Genomic DNA, 16,865 nt, shown 5'->3' on the forward strand with positions numbered 1-16,865 from the left:
CGGCCCGGGGCGCCGGGGCCCTCGTACGAGGCGGCGCGCGCGAGCGTCGCCGCGCTGCACCGCGCGGGCGTGCCCGTGCTCGCCGGTACGGACGCCAACCACACGGCGGCCGCGCCCGCCTCGCCCCCGTTCGGCGAGAGCGTCCACCGCGAGCTGGAGCTGCTGACCGAGGCGGGCCTGAGCCCCGTCGAGGCCCTGCGCGCGGCGACCGTACTGCCCGCCCGGCACTTCGGGCTGGAGGACCGGGGTGTCGTCGCGCCCGGCAAACGGGCGGACCTCGTCCTGCTCGCGGGCGACCCGCTCAGCGACATCCGCGCGAGCCGCACGATCGCGCGCGTGTGGTGTGCGGGGATCGAGTACGCGCGCGCCTGACGGCGCGGGCCCGCCCCCCACTTCGCACCACCGGAAGCACCCCGCGAGAACCCGTACCACCGCGAAAACCCGAAGGGAACGAAACCCCCCATGAAGATCATCGCTCTGGAGGAGCACTTCGCCGACCCCGCCGTCGCCAAGGCGGGCGGGCGTGAGGCGCAGGCTCTCAGCCCCGGTTTCGGCGAGGCGTTCGGGCCGTCGAGCGGCCTCCCGTACTCGCCGACGCCCGAGGTGCTCCAGGACCTGGCCGATAAGCGGCTCGCGGACATGGACGCGGGCGGCATCACGATGCAGGTCCTCTCGTGCCTCGGCGCGCAGACCGTCCCCGCCGACGTCGCTCCCGAGGTGATCGCCGCCGCGAACGACAAGGCCGCGGCGGCCGTACGGGCCCACCCCGACCGCTTCGCCGCCTTCGCCTCGCTGCCGACCGCCGCACCCGAGGCGGCCGTCGCCGAACTCGACCGCGCGGTCAACGACTTGGGTTTCGTCGGCACCATGATCTTCGGCCGCACCGAGGGCGAGTTCCTCGACGCCCCGCGCTTCGAGCCGATCCTCGCGAAGGCGGCGGCGCTGAACGTGCCGGTCTTCCTGCACCCGGGGGTGCCCCCGCGGGTGATCACCGAGGCCAACTACGCGGCCGGTCTTCCGCTCGTGACGGAGACCCGCCTCCAGACGGCGGCGTGGGGCTGGCACCAGGAGACGGCCGTGCACTTCCTGCACCTGGTCCACTCCGGCGTCCTCGACCGGTACCCCAATCTCCAGTTCATCCTGGGGCATTGGGGCGAGATGATCCCCTTCTACCTCGACCGCGTGAACGAGGCGCTGCCCCAGCGGGCGACGGGCCTGGACCGCAGCTTCCACGAGTACTTCCGCGAGAACGTGTACATCGCGCCGAGCGGGCTGTGGAGCCAGGCGCAGTTGCGGTTCTGCCTGGAGACGATGCCGCTGGAGCGGATCGTCTTCGCGGTCGACTACCCGTTCATCGGCAACGAGGGCGCGGTGCCGTTCCTGGAGCAGGCGGACCTGCCCGAGGCCGACAAGCGGAAGATCGCGCACGAGAACGCGGAGCGCCTGCTGGGCCTGTGACCCAACGGACGGCGGGAGGCGCGGACTTGCCCGCGCCTCCCGCCGACGTCACTCGCTCAGCAGAGCACCTCGACGCCCGTCACGAGGTTGTTCCCGTCCAGCGGACGACCGGAGTTGGGCTGCACGCGGTCCCAACGCCCGTCCGCGTACTTGACGTCGAAGGCGTTGCCGTGCGCCCAGGCGTAGTCGTAGTGGTCCTTGATCGTGTGGTACCCGCACCCGTCCAGGTTCCACACGGCACCCCCGGCCCCCTGCCGCCCCCCGGAGAGCCGGATGCAGGCCCGCCCGGCGTCGCACGAGGGCGCCCAGTACCCCCCAGCGGCGGAGGCCGGAGCCCCGGTGAACACGATGGTGGCGGCCACGGCGGTGGCGAGGGTGGTGCCGAAGGTGGCGGCGCGGCTGATGAGTCGCATGTCGATTCCCCGTCTCGATCGGTGACCGTGCGGTCACGTTACGTACGCACCGCAGCGTAGGCGCTCGCACCACCCGAATCGGCTCACGCGCGAGCCGTGTCGCGGGCCGGCCGAGCCCGGCCCGGACGCGCCGCGCCACGTGCCGCGTGAGCCCGCCCAGCGCGAGGCCGAGCAGGCACACGCCCAGCAGGACAAGGGGATTGACCCAGGGCGGCACGACTTCCCGCGCCTGGCCGCCGTCCACGCACTTCATGCTGAGCGGCCACCCGTACCGCTCCTCCATGTGCGCGGTGGGCAGTCCCAACTGCTCACACCCCCCGAGCGGTTCGAGCCGCGAGACCGCAGTCCAACACCCCGCGGCGTACGCCCCGCCCCCACCGGCGAGCCCCACCAACACCCCCGCGAGGCACATCGCCACATCCGGCGGCCGCCACACCGGCACCCCCTCGTCCCTGGCCCGCACCACGCTCACCCCGAAGAGCACGCACGCGACAAGCCCGAGCACGACGGCCCACAGGGGCCCGGTGAACACGAAGAAGACGAAAAGCTCCCGCGCTGGCTGAGGCATGCCAGGACCGACGAGTCCGGGCCCGCGAAGGTTGTACGAGTCCCAGTCCCCGTCCACAAGCTCAGCCCGACAGCGGGCCCTCTTCCCCGGACACGGCCTCCCGCGCCATACGCCGAAGCACGTCCGCCTGCGCCAGAAGGGCGTCAGCTTGACGCCGGATACGGGCGGCCTCTTCCTCCGTGAAGCCGAGCTCCTTTTTCAGCTCGTCCCACGGGACGGCTCCTGATGCCCTCGGCGTGCCACTCGCCATGACTTCCTCCTCCCGGCCAGGGGCACCCCTGCCCCGTGGCACCTGTGCCGGTCCGTCCGTCGCCAATGCGAGTGGACCCGCTCCCCGGCGAGACGGCAGACTCTGAATGCCCACTTGTAGCTCAGCTGCCAGTTCAGCTACTACTCCACCGCACCCCGCCGGAGAAGAGAGCCATGCCGCCCAGGGACCACCCGACCGCCCGTCAGGTGCGGCTCGGCACGGAGCTGCGGAAGCTGCGCGAGGCGGCGGGCCGCACCGCGCGCGAGGCCGCCGGGATGCTCTCCGTGGACCAGGCCAAGATCAGCCACATCGAGGCCGGCCGCATCGGCGTCAGCGAGGACCGCGTACGCCGCTTGTGCACGTATTACGAGTGCGCGGCGCCGGAGCTGATCGACGCGCTGTGCGAAATCGCGCGGGAGCGGCGGGGGACGCTGTGGTTCGACGAGTACCGGGGAGTCCTGGCGCCGTCGTTCCTGGACATCGCAGAGCTGGAGCACCACGCCGTGGAACTGCGCTCGGTACAGGCGCTCACCATGCCAGGGTTGGCGCAGACCGAGAACTACGCCCGCGCTCTGCACAGCAGCGCTTTCCCGCCGCTGCCTCCGGACGAGACTGAGGAGAGAGTCGCCTTCCGTATGCGGCGTACGCGCATTCTCCAGGGCGAGGCACCCACGCCGTGCACCATGCTCATTCACGAGGCCGCCCTACGAATGCGCTTCGGCGGTCGGGAGGTGGCTCGCGAACAGCTCTTCCACCTGGCCGAGTTGTCACGCCTCCCTCACATCACCATCCGCGTCATTCCCTTCAGCACCACGGAATTCATCGAAGCGACGCAGCCGACTTTGCTCGCACGAGGAACCATCCCACAGCTCGACACCGTGCAGATCGACAGCACGTTCGGCGGCCGGCTCCTGGACGCACCGGCGGAATTGGCGCGCTACACAACCCTCATAGACGTCGCCGAGAAGGCGAGCCTTCCGCCGGACGAGTCCCGGCACCTCATTCACTACATCGCACGAGAACTGTGAGATCGCACAACATGAGCACTTCCCATGCCTGGCAGAAGTCGTCCTTCTCCGGTGTCGGCGGAGAAAACTGCATCGAGCTGCGCAGCACCGCTCCCGGCTCCGTCCACCTGCGCGAAAGCACCACCCCGGACACGGTGGTGACAACGACGAGCGACAACCTGCGAGCGTTCCTCCTCGGCGTGAAGGCCGGCGAATTCGACCATCTGCTCGACTGAGCCCGCTCGCGAGGGAGCGCACACGGCTGGCGATGCGCCCGGTTTACGCGCCGGGTGCATCGTCAGCGCCATGAATGCCCCGGAGCAGTCTTGCTACGCTCCCCTCTGTGTGGCTACGGTCACTCCACGTCCGCGTCGGCTGATCTCGCCGTAGCGGAGCGGCTTGCCGAGCCCTGCCCACCGGTGGGGCCGGCCGTGCGCGGAGGACCGCCCATGGAGACCGTCGGTTTCGTCGTCCACTTGGAGCGCCTGAACACCAGAAACCCGTTCCGCACGGGCCCGCCTGCCGCCTTCGTCATGGAAGCGCAGGCGCTCCGTTACGTCGTACGGGACCTGCGTGATCGCGGCGCGATCGCGTTGAGCGAGGGTGAACGGGTGCGTGCTGCCCGGCTGTTGGACCGGGACGGTCGTGTCGCCGTCCTGGCCCGCCTCACCGAGGGCGTGAGCTGCGGCTTTCGGCTGCGAATGGACGACGGCGGTGTCGCGGAGTGGCGCATCGATGTGGTCCACGTACTGGTGCAGGGCTGTCTCGGCGCGGTGGCCCGGTGAAGGGCACCGGGGCCTGGAGCTGGGTGGCCTTCGGCTGCGGCGCAGCCGTCCCGCACCTGCTGCTCGCACCGGGCACGGCGGAGGCGGCGGATCGGCTGCACGATGCCTACGTACGGTGGGGACTGCGACGCTCCACCGCTCACGTAGCGCCGCCTGCGCTCACCCGGCCCGTGCTTCTCAGCTCGCCGTCCGGAGCACACTTGCTCTTGGAGCCGGAGAGCGAACCGCTTCCGCTCGCGGTCGGCTGCACGTGGCTGCTGCACGCGGGGCTCGGCGCGCCCGTGCTCGTACTGGGCGGGCTCGATCTGTTGCCGTCGACAGCCGGCTTGGCCGCGGCCGAGGCGTACATCGCGGCGCGCCGTCCGTGCGGGCGCCTGCACGAAGGCCTCGTGACGGCGCGACGGTGGGGAGTCCTCGCCCCCCCACCGCCCCACCCCCGCGCGGCCTACGCCCGCGGTGCCACCTTCGTCAGGCCGTTGATGATGCGGTCCATCGCGTCGCCGTGGGTCGGGTCGGTCAGGTTGGCGAGGAGTTTCAGGGTGAACTTCATGAGGATCGGGTGGGTGAGGCCGCGTTCCGTCGCGAGCTTCATGACCTTCGGGTTGCCGATGAGCTTCACGAAGGCGCGGCCCAGGCTGTAGTAGCCGCCGTACGTGTCCTTCAGCACCTTCGGGTAGCGCTGGAGGGTCAGTTCGCGCAGCCCCGGGGTGCGGCGGCCGTGGGCCTGGACGATGACGTCGGCCGCGATCGCGCCGGACTCCATCGCGTACGCGATGCCCTCGCCGTTGAACGGGTTGACGAGGCCGCCCGCGTCGCCGACGAGGAGGAGGCCCTTCGTGTAGTGCGGCTGGCGGTTGAACGCCATCGGGAGGGCCGCGCCCCGGATCGGAATCGTCATGTTGTCCGGCGTGTAGCCCCACTCCTCGGGCATCGAGGCGCACCAGGCCTTCAGGACCTCGCGCCAGTCCAGCTCCTTGAACGACGAGGACGTGTTCAGCACCCCGAGGCCCACGTTCGACGTGCCGTCGCCCATGCCGAAGATCCAGCCGTACCCCGGCAGCAGCCGGTCCTCGCCCGGCCCGCGCCGGTCCCACAGCTCCAGCCACGATTCGAGATAGTCGTCGTCGTGGCGCGGCGAGGTGAAGTACGTACGGACCGCGACGCCCATCGGGCGGTCCTCGCGGCGGTGCAGGCCCATTGCGAGCGACAGCCGCGTCGAGTTGCCGTCGGCCGCGACGACGAGCGGGGCGTGGAAGGTGACCGGGGTCTTCTCCTCGCCGAGCTTCGCGTGCACGCCCGTGATGCGCCCGGCCTCGTCGGTGATCGGCGCGCCGACGTTGCAGCGCTCGTACAGCCGCGCGCCCGCCTTCTGCGCGTTGCGGGCGAGCTGCTCGTCGAAGTCGTCGCGCTTGCGGACGAGCCCGTAGTCCGGGAAGGAGGCGAGTTCCGGCCAGTCGAGCTGGAGGCGGTTGCCACCGGCGATGATGCGGAGGCCCTTGTTGCGGAGCCAGCCCGCCTCCTCGGAGATGTCGATCCCCATCGCGAGCAGCTGCTTCGTGGCGCGCGGCGTGAGCCCGTCGCCGCACACCTTCTCGCGCGGGAACGCCGTCTTCTCCAGGAGCAGGACGTCCAGTCCGGCCTTCGCCAGGTGGTAAGCGGTCGCCGACCCGGCGGGTCCGGCGCCCACCACGATCACATCCGCGCTGTGTTCGGACAGGGCCTCGGCCACGACACTTCTCCCGACGACTTGAAATCACGTGCCGAGCGGCACCGGACACGGGCAGTCTATTCAGGCGTCGTCTCCCCCCGACCGAAGGGCTGACCGGAATTGACCACCTCGCCCCCCGCCCCTGACCTCGCCGCCCGCCCCGCCCCCGTCCTCGCCCTCCGCGTCCCCCTCGACGAGGACGCGCACCACTGGCACCGCGTCTTCGCCGACCCCGAGGTCATGGAGTTCCACGGCGGCCGCCCCGCCGAGCTCTCCGTCTACCAGGAGCTGACCGCCCGGCAGCGCCGCCACGACGCCGAACTGGGCTACTGCCTGTGGACGGTGACCGACGCGGCGGGTGAGGTCGTCGGCTTCACGGGCGCGCAGCCGTGGCCGCACGCCCACTTCGGCCCGGTCGGCGCCATCGAGATCGGCTGGCGCCTGGCCCGTACCGCCTGGGGCCGCGGCTACGCGACGGCGGCGGCCCGCACGACCCTGGACCGGCTGCGCGCGGCCGGGGTCCCGCGGGTCGTCGCGATGGTCAAGGAGCGCAACACGCGCTCGCTCGCGGTCGCGGACCGCCTCGGCATGCGGCTCGCGGAGACCTTCGAACTGCCGGGCGGGTCGGAGCGGGGCAGGAGGTACGAGCTGGCGCTGTGACCTCGTGGGCGCGGCGGGTGGGCCCCCCGTACCACCGCTCCGTGTGAGCGCGGCCCGATCCGGGGCACACGCCTGTTCCGGAGCGTCCCGCGCGTACCGACCGCCTCGCACCTGGGGCGCCGCTACCGTTGGGTACCGCCAGACCTGGGGAGTTGAGAGCATGTCCTCGCTCGTGCCGGAGCCGACCGAGTTCGTCCTCGTGCCGCGCCTGCTCGGCCTCATGGCCATGGACGCGGTGACGGCCGCGCAGGAGAAGGGGCTGGCGACCGAGTCCCCCGACGATCCCGAGGTCCTGGAGGGCGGCCTCGACTACGTCGTACGCCAGTACCCGGAGCCCGGCGCGCGCGTGCCGCACGGGGCCGTCGTCACGCTGTGGTTCGACACGTGGCCGGACGAGGGCGACGAGGGCGGCGGCGGTACGGGAGTACGCGAACCGCTCGATCCGGGGCCGGGCGCGAGCGGCCTGGAGCGCGAGAAGCCGGAGCCGGACGCGGACGGGCCGGAGGGCGTCGCGGTCTCGGGCTGAGACGGCGCCCCCGACCCGTGCCACCGGGGGGCCGCCTCAGCGTTCCTGCGGCTTGAACCCCCGGTGCAGGGCCACGATGCCGCCCGTCAGGTTGCGCCACGCGACCTTCGACCAGCCCGCGTCCTGGAGCAGCGAGGCCAGGGCCGGCTGGTCGGGCCAGTCGCGGATGGACTCGGCGAGGTAGACGTACGCGTCGGGGTTGGACGAGACCGCGCGGGCCACGGGGGGCAGGGCGCGCATGAGGTACTCGGTGTAGACGGTGCGGAAGGGCGCCCAGGTCGGCGAGGAGAACTCGCAGATCACGACACGCCCGCCCGGCTTCGTCACCCGGTACAGCTCCCGCAGCGCGGCCGGGGTGTCGCTCACGTTGCGCAGCCCGAAGGAGATCGTGACCGCGTCGAAGACGTCGTCGCGGAACGGCAGCCGGGTGGCGTCCCCGGCGGTGAACGGCAGCCAGCCGTGCCGCTGCTTGCCCACCTGGAGCATGCCGAGCGAGAAGTCGCACGGCACGACGTAGGCGCCGGTACGGGTGAAGGGCAGCGAGGAGGTCGCCGTACCGGCCGCGAGGTCGAGGACCTTCTGCGCCGGGCGCGCGTCCACGGCCTTCGCCACCTCCGCACGCCAGGCGCGATCCTGGCCGAAGGAGAGGATGTCGTTGGTGAGGTCGTAGCGCTTGGCCACACCGTCGAACATCGAAGCGACTTCTTGCGGCTGCTTGTCCAGGGATGCGCGTGTGCTCACCGACTCATTGTGGCAGGCGCGGATAAAGACGGCGTACGGGGCCGGGAGCGGGGCGGGCCCGGGACGCGTCCCGGGAAGCCGGGCGGAACGGGCAGCGGTGGGCGGAAACGGTCAGTTGTCCGACGAATACGGTCGAAACACCACAGAGGGCGGCCCGGCGTGGGACGTTCGGGAGGCTTCTCCGGCCTTCCTCCGAAAGGGACTCCCGTGCTTCTGCCGTCCCGCCGTTCGCCCTTGCTCGCTCTCGCGTGTGCGCTGGGGCTGTTCCTCGTGGGGTGCTCGGGGGGCGCCGGGGACTCCGCCGACGCCGCTCCCCCGCACCGCGTCGGCTTCGCGCCGTACGTGAGCGCCGAGTCCGCGTCAGCGCTCGACGCGACGGCTCACCCGGACGAGTACCGGCTCGCCTTCGCCGTGGCGGCGGGCCCGCGGCGGTGCGTGCCCGTGTGGGGCGGTACGGAGCCGGTCGGCGACCCGGCGGTGGCGCGGCGTGCCGGGCGGCTCGACCCCGTGCGCGTGTCCTTCGGCGGCGAGGCCGGTACGGAACTGGCGCGGGCCTGCGACTCGGTCGACGAGCTGGCCGCCGCGTACCGCCGCGCGCTCGACGCGGCCGGTACGGACCGGGCCGACTTCGACATCGAGGGCGAGGCGCTCGGCGACACGGCGGCGAACGCGCGCCGTGCGAAGGCGCTCGCGCGGCTGCGATCCGGCGGCGGCCTCGACATCTCCGTCACGCTGCCCGTCATGCCGGAGGGCCTGGAGGCGGACGCGCGGGCGCTGCTGCGGGGGCTGCGCGCGGCGGGCGTACCCGTCGGGGAGGTCAACATCATGACGATGAGCTACGGCTCCGCGTACCCGGACGCGAAGGGCCCGATGAGCGCGTACGGGGAGCGGGCGGCGCGCGCCGCGCACGGTCAGCTCCGCGAGGTGTTCGGCTGGTCGTCCCGTACCGCGTGGCAGCGGCTGCGCATGACGGTGATGCCGGGCGTCAACGACGTGCCGCACGAGACGTTCACGCGGGCGGACGCGCGGCGCACGCACGACTTCGCGGTACGGGCGGGGCTCGGCGGCCTGTCGATGTGGGCGTCCTTCCGGGACCGGGCCTGTGCGGAGGGCGAGACCTCGCGGGAGCGGTGCACGGGGGTGGCGCAGAAGGAGGGCGACTTCGCGCGGCTGCTCGCCGGAGCGGGCGGCGGCGCCGCAGACTGAGGCCCCGCGCGTACGCCGCGTCCCGCGCGCACGCCGTCCTTCACGCACGCCGCGTCCCCCACGTACAGGAGCCCCCGTGCACCTCACCCACGTCCTCGCCGTCGCCCCCGTCACCGACCACGAGGCCGCCGTCGACTGGTACGCGCGCCTCCTCGGCCGCCCCGCCGACGCCCGCCCCATGCCGGGCCTCGCCGACTGGCACCTCACCGACGGCGGCTGGCTCCAGGTCTTCGCCGACCCGGCCCACGCGGGCAAGGCCCTGATCAACCTCGCCGTCACCGACCTGGACACGGAACTCGCCACGCTGGCCGCGCACGGCATCGCGGCGGGCGCGGCGACCCCGGGCAAGGACGAGGTCCGCTTCGCCTCGGTCCACGACCCGGACGGCAACCGCGTGACGCTGATCGAGCGGCCTGCGGTGGGGTGATCGCGGCCGGGGAGGGCCGCACGAGGACGGGCGGGGCGTGAGGGTGGCTCGCGCGGCCGTCCGCGTCCAGGTGCGCCGAGAAATTCCGGGCTCCGTGCAACGCCGCGGCCCTTCGCATCCGTGAAAGGGGTGACCGAAGAGAGACTCGTCGCACAGAGGATGCGTGCCTGTGGAGCCGACTGCGGAACGGGATCAGGAATTCACCGAGTTCGTACGGGCGCACCGTGCCGGGCTGGTGCGGTTGGCGGTGCTGCTGTTGTCGGGGGATCAGGGCCGGGCCGAGGACGTGGTGCAGACGGCACTGACCCGTCTCTACCTGGCGTGGCCGCGAGTACGCGGCGCCAACCTCGACGCGTACGGGCGTCGTTGCGTGGTGAACGCCGCGATCGACGACCGCCGCACCGTCTTCCGCCGGCGTGAGCAGGTCCACGCGCAGGTGCCCGATACGGCCGGGCCGGAACAGCCCTACACCGACTACGCCGACCTGCTGGCACTCCTGGGCTGCCTTTCGACGCGGATGCGCGCGGCTGTCGTCCTCCGCTACGTCGAAGGTCTCGACGTGGCCGCCGCCGCCCAGGTGCTGGGCTGCAGCCAGGGAACGGTGCGGAGCCAGAGCACCCGCGGACTGGTGCGGCTGCGGAAGATGCTCCCCCAGCCGGCGAACACCTCCCACTGAGGAATGGAGACTTGCCATGAACGAAGCCCCGACCGACGACCTCGTCGACTCGCTGGCCGCACTGCGCCACAGCGGCGGGCACGACCCCGTCGATGCCACCACGGTCACCGCTGACCTGGAACGCGGCCACAAAGCGGCGACGCTCCGCCGTCGCCGCCGGACCGCTGGTGCCGGCCTGGCGGTCGCGGTCGTCGCGGCCGCCGCGACGGCGGTGGTGACGGCCGGGCCCGGCGAGGGGCACGACTCCGAGGCGTCACCCCGGACGCCGGCGCACACCGCTCCCTCCACCCCCTCGGCGACCGTCAACCGGCCGCCGCAAGCCCTTCAGCTGGTGGCTTACACCGGAGCCCAGCCCGAAGGCTTCCGTGTGAAGACCGTCCCGTCGGGCTGGAAGGTGAGCTGGTCCGGCCAGTGCAGCTTCGTCGCCACCCCGCCGGGCGTCACCCTGAACCAGAGCAACGAGGAGGTCCACTTCGACCAGGCCATCGCCGTCACGCTCGACGGCGGTCCCCCCGCCGACACGAAGGGGTTCACCAAAGTGACCGTGCAGGGGCGGGCGGGATTGCTCGGGGCGACCGCCGACAAGGGCGCCGAGCGGCTCCTGTTCCCCGACGGGAAGAACCAGACCGTCGAGGTCCAGTTCCCCGCCAAGGCGGGCCTGACCCACCAGCAGATGATCCAGTTCGCCCAGGGTGTCACCCCCACTGCCGACGCCTGTCTCTCCTTCGGCTGAGCACGGCTGCCCTCCGGCGGACGTGCGGCGACCAGGTCCGGGCCCGGGCCCCGTGAGGGGGTCCGGGCCCGGGCCTGGTTGCGAGGCACTGGGCACGGACGCGGCGGGGGTGGCCCGCGCCCGGCGCGCGTACCGGGGCAAGGAGGTGCCCGGGGACGCGGAGGATCGCAGGCTGCTCGCGGCCTACGTGCACTACCACCGCGAGGAGTTCACCCGCCGCCGGGTCCGGGGCGGCGTCGTGCGACCGCTCGGCGCGGGCGTACGGCGTACCGCCGGGGGTACCCGCCAGGCCGCCGGAGACGGGGACACGCGGGGAGGCGACGGGGATGGGCGCGAGAGCTGTGGGGGGCCGCCTCGGCGGGCCGCGTGAGTGGGTTCGGATGGCTCTGGCGCTGGCGGCGGGGATCATCGCCGGGACCGTGGTGATGCTGCTCCTCGGTGAGAGCCCCGCCGAGTTCCTGCCGGTGATGGTCCCGATCTGGGTCGTCACCACACTGACGGGGCGCTGGCAGGCAGCCGCGGCCGCCGCGGCCATGGGGACGGACCTGGCGGGCGTGCGCCGCGCGCAGCGCGCCTTCCGGAAGAAGGAGGTCCCCGAGGACGCGGAGGGACGCCGCGTGCTCGGCGCCTACCTCGCCTACTCGCGCGAACGGCGCGCGCGGCGGGGGACGTTCGTGTGCGCGTGGATCGTCCTGGGCCTCCTGTGCGCGGGTGTCCTCGTCCTCTTCCTGCTGGACGGCGACGTGCCCGCCGCGCTCCTCACGGCCGCCGTGGGCCTCGGCATGGCACTCGCGCTCGCCGTCTCCTGGCAGCGGAACGGCAAGCGGATCGCGAAGACGGAGCGTGCCCTCGCGGACGTGGAGCACCGTGCCGCGCGTACGGGCGCGGGGCCTGACGAACGGTCCTGACCTGCGCCAACACGGGCCGGCGGCGCCCCCGCTGAGATACTGCGACCCGGAGCACGAGAGGGGAGCCGACCATGGTGCGCACGAGAATCGCGGCCTTCGCCGCCCGGCACGGCTGGTACTTCAGAGGTGGGGTGCCGGGGCGGGTGCGGTGGGTCGTGGGCGGGGTCCTCGTGGTGGCGGGGGCGGGGGACGTCGCGGGCGGGGACTGGTGGGGGCTGGCGGCCGTGGGCTTCGGGGTGTGCGTCCCGCTGCTGACGCTGCACCGGCTCCCGCGCGCGGCGCGGCCGGGCGCACGGCCGCTCGACGTACCCGGGCCGCCGCAGGGGTGAGGGGCGGTCTCAGCGCCGCCGGTACACCAGTCGGCCCGCGCACACCGTCGCCACGCACTCGCCGTCGTCCGTCGTCGCGCGCAGGTCCGCGCGGGCGCCCTCGGTCAGCGGGGTCGGAGTGGGGCCCGTGACGAGGCGGAGGCTGCCGCGTACCGCCGCCTCGCGGAGCGCGGGATCGAGCGGGGCCGCCACGAGCAGCGCCGTCGCGCCCCGTGCGAAGAGGGCGTGGACCGTTTCGCGGGGGCTCGGGGCCGCCGGGGGCGGGCCCGTGTGGACGCGGGCCGGGGCGAGGCGGCCCGGCCACTCCCGTACCCGCGCCCCGGGATACGTGGCGCGCAGCGCGGCGAGCGGGCCCACGGCCTCGATCCGGTCGCCGGAGACGGCGACGGCACCCCCGGTCAGTACGGGGGTGCCGTCGCCCGCGTCCACGAGCGGCGCGGTGTGCAGCGTCAGCACGTACGCGTTCCGTCCGCTCAGCTCGCCGGGATGAGCTTCAGCTCGGGGTGCGCGGTGCCGCCGTCGATCGCCGTGGAGGAGATGTGCGAGGCCACGCGGTCGTCGACCGGGTCGTTCGCCGGGTCGTCGTGGATGACGAGGTGCTCGTACGTCGTCGCGCGCTGCGCCGGGACGCGGCCCGCCGTGCGGATGAGGTCGATGAGTTCCTGGCGGTTGGAGCGGTGCTTGGCGCCCGCCGAGGAGACGACGTTCTCCTCCAGCATCACCGAGCCGAGGTCGTCGGCCCCGTAGTGCAGCGAGAGCTGGCCGATCTCCTTGCCGGTGGTGAGCCAGGAGCCCTGGATGTGGGCGACGTTGTCGAGGTAGATGCGGGCGATCGCGATCATCCGCAGGTACTCGAACATCGTGGCCTGGGTGCGGCCCTTGAGGTGGTTGTTCTCGGGCTGGTACGTGTACGGGATGAACGCGCGGAAGCCGCCGGTGCGGTCCTGGACCTCGCGGATCATGCGCAGGTGCTCGATGCGCTCGGCGTTCGTCTCGCCCGTCCCCATGAGCATCGTGACCGTCGATTCGACGCCCAGGTTGTGGGCCGTCTCCATGATCTCCAGCCAGCGCTCGCCGGACTCCTTGAGCGGCGCGATGGCCTTGCGGGGGCGCTCCGGGAGGAGTTCGGCGCCCGCGCCCGCGAAGGAGTCGAGCCCGGCGGCGTGGATGCGGCGGATCGCCTCCTCGGCGCTCACGCCGGAGATGCGGGCCATGTGGTCGACCTCGGAGGCGCCGAGGGAGTGGATGACGAGCTGCGGGAACGCCTTCTTGATCGCGGCGAAGTGCTCCTCGTAGTACTCGACGCCGTAGTCCGGGTGGTGCCCGCCCTGGAACATGATCTGCGTGCCGCCGAGTTCGACGGTCTCCGCGCAGCGGCGCAGGATGTCGTCGAGGTCGCGGCTCCAGCCCTTCTTGGTGTCCTTCGGGGCCGCGTAGAAGGCGCAGAACTTGCACGCCGTGACGCACACGTTCGTGTAGTTGATGTTGCGCTCGATGATGTACGTCGCGATGTGCTCCGTGCCGGCGTAGCGGCGGCGGCGGATCGCGTCGGCGGCGGCGCCGAGCGCGTGCAGCGGCGCGTCGCGGTACAGGTCGAGCGCCTCCTCGGCGGTGATGCGGCCGCCTGCGGCGGCACGGTCGAGGACGGACTGAAGGTCGGCCTGCTCGGTCACCGGCTGTCACCTTTCGGGGGCGGGTCGCTTCACAGCGGTCGGGGGGTACGGACCGATTCAGCCTACGCCCCCGGGGTGGGGGCGCCTCGGTGGCGGGGGGCGGGACGAGCGTGCCGGGCCCGGACAATGGGCGGGACGAGGGACGGTCCGGGACGAAAGGGGTGTACGTGGCGATCGCCGTGCTGCTCGTGGGGCTGACCGGCTCCGGGAAGACCACCGTCGCGCGGGCGCTCGCCGCGCGCGGCTTCGTACGGCTCTCCGTCGACGAGGAGGTGCACCGGCTGCACGGGAGGTACGGGATCGACTACCGGGAGGACACGTACGCGGCGCGGGAGCGGCCGGTCGTCGAGGCGGTCCGTGCGCGCTTCGGGGCGGAGCTGCGGGCGGGCCGGGACGTCGTGCTCGACCACGGCCTGTGGCGGCGGGCGGAGCGGCAGGCGTGGCGGGACGCGGCGCGCGGCGCGGGGGCGCGGGCCGTACTGGTGTACCTGCCCGCCACCCGCGAGGAGCTGCTGGCACGCCTCGCGGTACGCAACCTGCGCGAGGACGCCGACGCGCTCGCCGTGACGCCGGAAGCGCTCGACGACTTCCTGGCACGCTTCGAGACGCCGGGGGCCGACGAGGACGCGCTCGTCCACGACGGGGACACGGCACGGCTCGTGGAGACGCTGGCGGCGCTGCGGGAGGCGGGCGGGGGGTGAGCGGGGCGAGGGGGGGCCGGGCTCCCTGCCGGGCGGCGGGCCGGTCCCGTACGTACGCGAAAGCCCGGCCGACCGCCCGTACGCGTACCGCCGACCCGCCCGTGCGCGTACCGCCGCCCCGCCCTCAGACCGCCACCGGCACCACGATGTCCCGTTTCTGGATCTTCCCCGTCGGGCCCTTCGGGAGTTCCGGGAGGAACCACACGCGGCGCGGGTACTTGTAGGCCGCCACGCGTTCCCTCATCCAGGCGCGCAGGTCCTCCGGGGTCGTCTCCGCGCCGGGGCGCAGGACGACCGCCGCGCCGACCTCCTCGCCGAGGCGGGCGTCGGGGACCGGGACGACGGCCGCTTCGAGGACGGCGGGGTGCTCGTACAGGACCTCTTCCAGCTCGCGCGGGTAGACGTTGTAGCCGCCCCGGATGATGAGGTCCTTCTTGCGGTCGACGATGTAGTAGTAGCCGTCCTCGTCGCGGCGCGCGAGGTCGCCCGTGCGCAGCCAGCCGCTGGGGAGGAGGACTTCGGCGGTGGCCTCGGGGCGCTGCCAGTAGCCCTTCATGACGTTCGGGCCGCGCACGGCCAGTTCGCCGGTCTCGCCGTCCGCCAGCTCCGTGCCCGCCGGGTCCAGGACGCTCAGCTCGACGCCCGCGACCGGCGTGCCGATCGAGCCCGCCTTGCGGGGGCGGTCGAGGTGGTTGAAGGCCGCGACGGGCGAGGTCTCCGAGAGGCCGTAGCCCTCCAGCACGTCGCAGCCGAACGCCTTCTCGAAGGCGTGCAGGACCTCGACGGGCATCGCGGCGCCGCCGCTGATGCACAGCCGCAGCGAGGACGCGTCGGCGCGCGCGGCGTCCGGGTGGTGGAGGAGCCCGGCGAACATCGTGGGCACGCCCTCGAAGACGGTGGCGCGCGTCGCGGCGAGCGTGCCGAGCACGGCGGCGGGGTCGAAGCGCGGCACGAGGGCGAGCGCGGCGCCCGAGAGGACGGCGGCGTTGAGCCCGGTGAGCTGGCCGAAGGCGTGGAAGAGGGGCAGGCAGCCGAGGATCGTGTCGGCGCCCGTGAGGCGCGCGAGGCCGACCGTCGTCGCGGTGTTGCTCGCGAGGTTGCGGTGGGTGAGCTGCGCGCCCTTGGGGTGGCCCGTGGTGCCGGAGGTGTAGAGGATGACGGCGTCGTCGTGGGGGCCGCGCTCGGTGAGGGCGTCGGGGGCTTCGAGGTCTTCGGTCCCGGCCGGGGTGAACTGCCCGAGGCTCACCGGGTGATGGGGCACGTCGGCCTTCGCCGCGCCCTCGGCCGGCTCGCCCGGGACGCCGTCCCAGGCGTAGAGGGCGCGGGCGCCGCTGTCGGCGAGGTGGAAGGCGACCTCGCGCTCCTTGAGGAGCGGGTTGAGCGGGACGACGACACCCCCGGCGCGCAGGACCCCGTAGTAGAGGACGGCGAACTCGGGGACGTTCGGGAGCATGAGCCCGACGCGGTCGCCCGGCGCGAGCCCTTCGGCGCGCAGGCGCGCGGCGACGACGGCGGTCGAGCGCTCCAGGGTGCGGTAGTCGAGGGAGTACGGGCCGAGGAGGAGGGCCGGGGCGGCGGGGGTGCGGCGGGCGGTGTCCAGGAGGTGGTGGACCAGGCTGCCGGTGGACTCCTCGGGGGCCGCCGCGACGGCGCTCCGCTCCTCGGCCACGTCGCTCATGGGGGTGCTCCGCTTCCTCGCGCTCGCCCGGGCCCCGCGCGTACGTATCCGCCGCGGGCCTTCGGGCCGCCCGGCCACGGTGCCGGGCGCCACCAGCCATCGTGCGCCCCGCACTCCGTACGGGGCCATGTCCCCCGCCACAATGCGAGGCGTCTCACGTTGTCGCCGTGAACAACGCCACAGCGGCGGGCGCGCCCGCGCGGCGCCGGATACCGTGCGCCGCATGCCTGCCGTCCCGCCCCTCACCCCGCCGCCCGGCACGATCCCGCTCGCGCGCCAGCTCCTCGCCCGCGAGGAGGAGCTGGCCGAGCGGCTCGACGAGAGCATCCGCGCCGAGGCGGAGGCGTACCGCGCCGAGGAGCCGGTGCCGCGCGCGGCGCTGCACGCCTCGACGCTCGGCAACGCCCGGCAGGTCCTC

The 16,865-nt window shown here is 73.3% G+C and carries 21 protein-coding genes and 1 pseudogene; 15 read left to right on the forward strand and 7 right to left on the reverse strand.

The genetic code is table 11. The features are described from left to right. Together G3I42_RS30020 and G3I42_RS30025 are read left to right on the forward strand one after the other, a co-directional pair. The coding region (locus G3I42_RS30020) for an amidohydrolase family protein (protein ID WP_164290900.1) at positions 1 to 372 on the forward strand (372 nt) is incomplete at its 5' end. Positions 373 to 462: 90 nt separating this feature from the next. Continuing rightward, positions 463 to 1,458, forward strand: a complete 996-nt coding sequence (locus tag G3I42_RS30025; protein ID WP_164290901.1) for an amidohydrolase family protein — start codon at positions 463 to 465, stop codon at positions 1,456 to 1,458. 56 nt (positions 1,459 to 1,514) lie between these two features. Here G3I42_RS30025 and G3I42_RS30030 read toward each other — a convergent pair whose 3' ends face one another. Then, complete coding sequence (locus G3I42_RS30030) at positions 1,515 to 1,871, reverse strand: hypothetical protein (RefSeq protein ID WP_164290902.1); 357 nt, start codon at positions 1,869 to 1,871, stop codon at positions 1,515 to 1,517. Positions 1,872 to 2,500: 629 nt separating this feature from the next. After that, a complete protein-coding gene (locus tag G3I42_RS30035; RefSeq protein ID WP_164290903.1) occupies positions 2,501 to 2,689 on the reverse strand; it encodes a hypothetical protein in 189 nt (62 codons plus the stop codon). 173 nt (positions 2,690 to 2,862) lie between these two features. Here G3I42_RS30035 and G3I42_RS30040 point away from each other — a divergent pair, with 173 nt between their 5' ends. The 3 genes from G3I42_RS30040 to G3I42_RS30050 all read left to right on the forward strand — a co-directional run bounded on the left by G3I42_RS30040 (position 2,863) and on the right by G3I42_RS30050 (position 4,481). Next, entirely contained in the window at positions 2,863 to 3,717 is an 855-nt protein-coding gene (locus G3I42_RS30040) for a helix-turn-helix transcriptional regulator (protein WP_164290904.1), read from the forward strand. 11 nt (positions 3,718 to 3,728) lie between these two features. After that, positions 3,729 to 3,932 carry a DUF397 domain-containing protein gene (locus G3I42_RS30045; protein WP_164290905.1) on the forward strand — a complete coding sequence of 68 codons (204 nt, stop codon included), beginning with the start codon at positions 3,729 to 3,731 and terminating at the stop codon, positions 3,930 to 3,932. 213 nt (positions 3,933 to 4,145) lie between these two features. Then, positions 4,146 to 4,481, forward strand: coding sequence for a hypothetical protein (locus tag G3I42_RS30050; protein WP_164290906.1), 336 nt, complete (start codon positions 4,146 to 4,148; stop codon positions 4,479 to 4,481). Between the two features lie 445 nt (positions 4,482 to 4,926). On the opposite strand, the gene G3I42_RS30055 is transcribed toward G3I42_RS30050, so the two are convergent. Then, positions 4,927 to 6,210 (reverse strand): geranylgeranyl reductase family protein, encoded by a 1,284-nt coding sequence (locus tag G3I42_RS30055; RefSeq protein ID WP_164290907.1) that lies wholly within the window; start codon positions 6,208 to 6,210, stop codon positions 4,927 to 4,929. Between the two features lie 99 nt (positions 6,211 to 6,309). Between G3I42_RS30055 and G3I42_RS30060 the strand changes: the two genes are divergently transcribed. Both G3I42_RS30060 and G3I42_RS30065 read left to right on the forward strand, forming a co-directional pair. Then, complete coding sequence (locus tag G3I42_RS30060) at positions 6,310 to 6,849, forward strand: GNAT family N-acetyltransferase (protein ID WP_164290908.1); 540 nt, start codon at positions 6,310 to 6,312, stop codon at positions 6,847 to 6,849. Between the two features lie 160 nt (positions 6,850 to 7,009). Further along, the gene (locus tag G3I42_RS30065; RefSeq protein ID WP_164290909.1) at positions 7,010 to 7,375 is read left to right on the forward strand and encodes a PASTA domain-containing protein; all 366 of its coding nucleotides are present in this window, start codon (positions 7,010 to 7,012) and stop codon (positions 7,373 to 7,375) included. A 36-nt stretch (positions 7,376 to 7,411) separates the two neighbouring features. Here the strand turns inward: G3I42_RS30065 and G3I42_RS30070 are convergent, their stop codons facing one another. Further along, positions 7,412 to 8,116 carry a demethylmenaquinone methyltransferase gene (locus G3I42_RS30070; RefSeq protein WP_164290910.1) on the reverse strand — a complete coding sequence of 235 codons (705 nt, stop codon included), beginning with the start codon at positions 8,114 to 8,116 and terminating at the stop codon, positions 7,412 to 7,414. A gap of 234 nt (positions 8,117 to 8,350) precedes the next feature. Between G3I42_RS30070 and G3I42_RS30075 the strand changes: the two genes are divergently transcribed. The 6 genes from G3I42_RS30075 to G3I42_RS30100 all read left to right on the forward strand — a co-directional run bounded on the left by G3I42_RS30075 (position 8,351) and on the right by G3I42_RS30100 (position 12,395). Next, the gene (locus G3I42_RS30075; RefSeq protein WP_239096775.1) at positions 8,351 to 9,322 is read left to right on the forward strand and encodes a glycosyl hydrolase family 18; all 972 of its coding nucleotides are present in this window, start codon (positions 8,351 to 8,353) and stop codon (positions 9,320 to 9,322) included. 76 nt (positions 9,323 to 9,398) lie between these two features. Then, positions 9,399 to 9,749 carry a VOC family protein gene (locus G3I42_RS30080; RefSeq protein ID WP_164290912.1) on the forward strand — a complete coding sequence of 117 codons (351 nt, stop codon included), beginning with the start codon at positions 9,399 to 9,401 and terminating at the stop codon, positions 9,747 to 9,749. A 169-nt stretch (positions 9,750 to 9,918) separates the two neighbouring features. Beyond that, positions 9,919 to 10,425, forward strand: coding sequence for a sigma-70 family RNA polymerase sigma factor (locus G3I42_RS30085; protein WP_164290913.1), 507 nt, complete (start codon positions 9,919 to 9,921; stop codon positions 10,423 to 10,425). Between the two features lie 16 nt (positions 10,426 to 10,441). Further along, a complete protein-coding gene (locus G3I42_RS30090; RefSeq protein ID WP_164290914.1) occupies positions 10,442 to 11,158 on the forward strand; it encodes a hypothetical protein in 717 nt (238 codons plus the stop codon). A gap of 380 nt (positions 11,159 to 11,538) precedes the next feature. After that, positions 11,539 to 12,066, forward strand: coding sequence for a hypothetical protein (locus G3I42_RS30095; protein WP_164290915.1), 528 nt, complete (start codon positions 11,539 to 11,541; stop codon positions 12,064 to 12,066). A gap of 71 nt (positions 12,067 to 12,137) precedes the next feature. After that, a complete protein-coding gene (locus G3I42_RS30100) occupies positions 12,138 to 12,395 on the forward strand; it encodes a hypothetical protein (protein ID WP_164290916.1) in 258 nt (85 codons plus the stop codon). Between the two features lie 9 nt (positions 12,396 to 12,404). Here G3I42_RS30100 and G3I42_RS30105 read toward each other — a convergent pair whose 3' ends face one another. Together G3I42_RS30105 and mqnC are read right to left on the reverse strand one after the other, a co-directional pair. Further along, the gene (locus G3I42_RS30105) at positions 12,405 to 12,851 is read right to left on the reverse strand and encodes a hypothetical protein (RefSeq protein ID WP_164290917.1); all 447 of its coding nucleotides are present in this window, start codon (positions 12,849 to 12,851) and stop codon (positions 12,405 to 12,407) included. A gap of 17 nt (positions 12,852 to 12,868) precedes the next feature. Then, the gene (gene mqnC / locus G3I42_RS30110) at positions 12,869 to 14,068 is read right to left on the reverse strand and encodes a cyclic dehypoxanthinyl futalosine synthase (protein ID WP_164290918.1); all 1,200 of its coding nucleotides are present in this window, start codon (positions 14,066 to 14,068) and stop codon (positions 12,869 to 12,871) included. Between the two features lie 167 nt (positions 14,069 to 14,235). Between mqnC and G3I42_RS30115 the strand changes: the two genes are divergently transcribed. Continuing rightward, positions 14,236 to 14,769, forward strand: a complete 534-nt coding sequence (locus tag G3I42_RS30115; RefSeq protein ID WP_343244707.1) for an ATP-binding protein — start codon at positions 14,236 to 14,238, stop codon at positions 14,767 to 14,769. Positions 14,770 to 14,893: 124 nt separating this feature from the next. On the opposite strand, the gene G3I42_RS30120 is transcribed toward G3I42_RS30115, so the two are convergent. Further along, positions 14,894 to 16,447 carry a long-chain fatty acid--CoA ligase gene (locus tag G3I42_RS30120; RefSeq protein WP_239096776.1) on the reverse strand — a complete coding sequence of 518 codons (1,554 nt, stop codon included), beginning with the start codon at positions 16,445 to 16,447 and terminating at the stop codon, positions 14,894 to 14,896. Positions 16,448 to 16,670: 223 nt separating this feature from the next. Between G3I42_RS30120 and G3I42_RS30125 the strand changes: the two are divergent. Further along, positions 16,671 to 16,865 (forward strand): annotated as a pseudogene (locus tag G3I42_RS30125) (PucR family transcriptional regulator); the annotation flags it as partial.

The sequence above is a fragment of the Streptomyces sp. SID11385 genome (assembly GCF_010548245.1).
Lineage (GTDB): Bacteria > Actinomycetota > Actinomycetes > Streptomycetales > Streptomycetaceae > Streptomyces.

What these genes read in the sequence shown, in the direction of transcription:
- G3I42_RS30025 (WP_164290901.1), top strand. Translation starts at nt 463, where the DNA reads ATGAAGATCATCGCTCTGGAGGAGCACTTCGCCGACCCCGCCGTCGCC.
- G3I42_RS30030 (WP_164290902.1), bottom strand. Translation starts at nt 1,871, where the DNA reads ATGCGACTCATCAGCCGCGCCGCCACCTTCGGCACCACCCTCGCCACC.
- G3I42_RS30035 (WP_164290903.1), bottom strand. Translation starts at nt 2,689, where the DNA reads ATGGCGAGTGGCACGCCGAGGGCATCAGGAGCCGTCCCGTGGGACGAG.
- G3I42_RS30040 (WP_164290904.1), top strand. Translation starts at nt 2,863, where the DNA reads ATGCCGCCCAGGGACCACCCGACCGCCCGTCAGGTGCGGCTCGGCACG.
- G3I42_RS30045 (WP_164290905.1), top strand. Translation starts at nt 3,729, where the DNA reads ATGAGCACTTCCCATGCCTGGCAGAAGTCGTCCTTCTCCGGTGTCGGC.
- G3I42_RS30050 (WP_164290906.1), top strand. Translation starts at nt 4,146, where the DNA reads ATGGAGACCGTCGGTTTCGTCGTCCACTTGGAGCGCCTGAACACCAGA.
- G3I42_RS30065 (WP_164290909.1), top strand. Translation starts at nt 7,010, where the DNA reads ATGTCCTCGCTCGTGCCGGAGCCGACCGAGTTCGTCCTCGTGCCGCGC.
- G3I42_RS30090 (WP_164290914.1), top strand. Translation starts at nt 10,442, where the DNA reads ATGAACGAAGCCCCGACCGACGACCTCGTCGACTCGCTGGCCGCACTG.
- G3I42_RS30095 (WP_164290915.1), top strand. Translation starts at nt 11,539, where the DNA reads ATGGCTCTGGCGCTGGCGGCGGGGATCATCGCCGGGACCGTGGTGATG.
- G3I42_RS30100 (WP_164290916.1), top strand. Translation starts at nt 12,138, where the DNA reads ATGGTGCGCACGAGAATCGCGGCCTTCGCCGCCCGGCACGGCTGGTAC.
- G3I42_RS30120 (WP_239096776.1), bottom strand. Translation starts at nt 16,447, where the DNA reads ATGAGCGACGTGGCCGAGGAGCGGAGCGCCGTCGCGGCGGCCCCCGAG.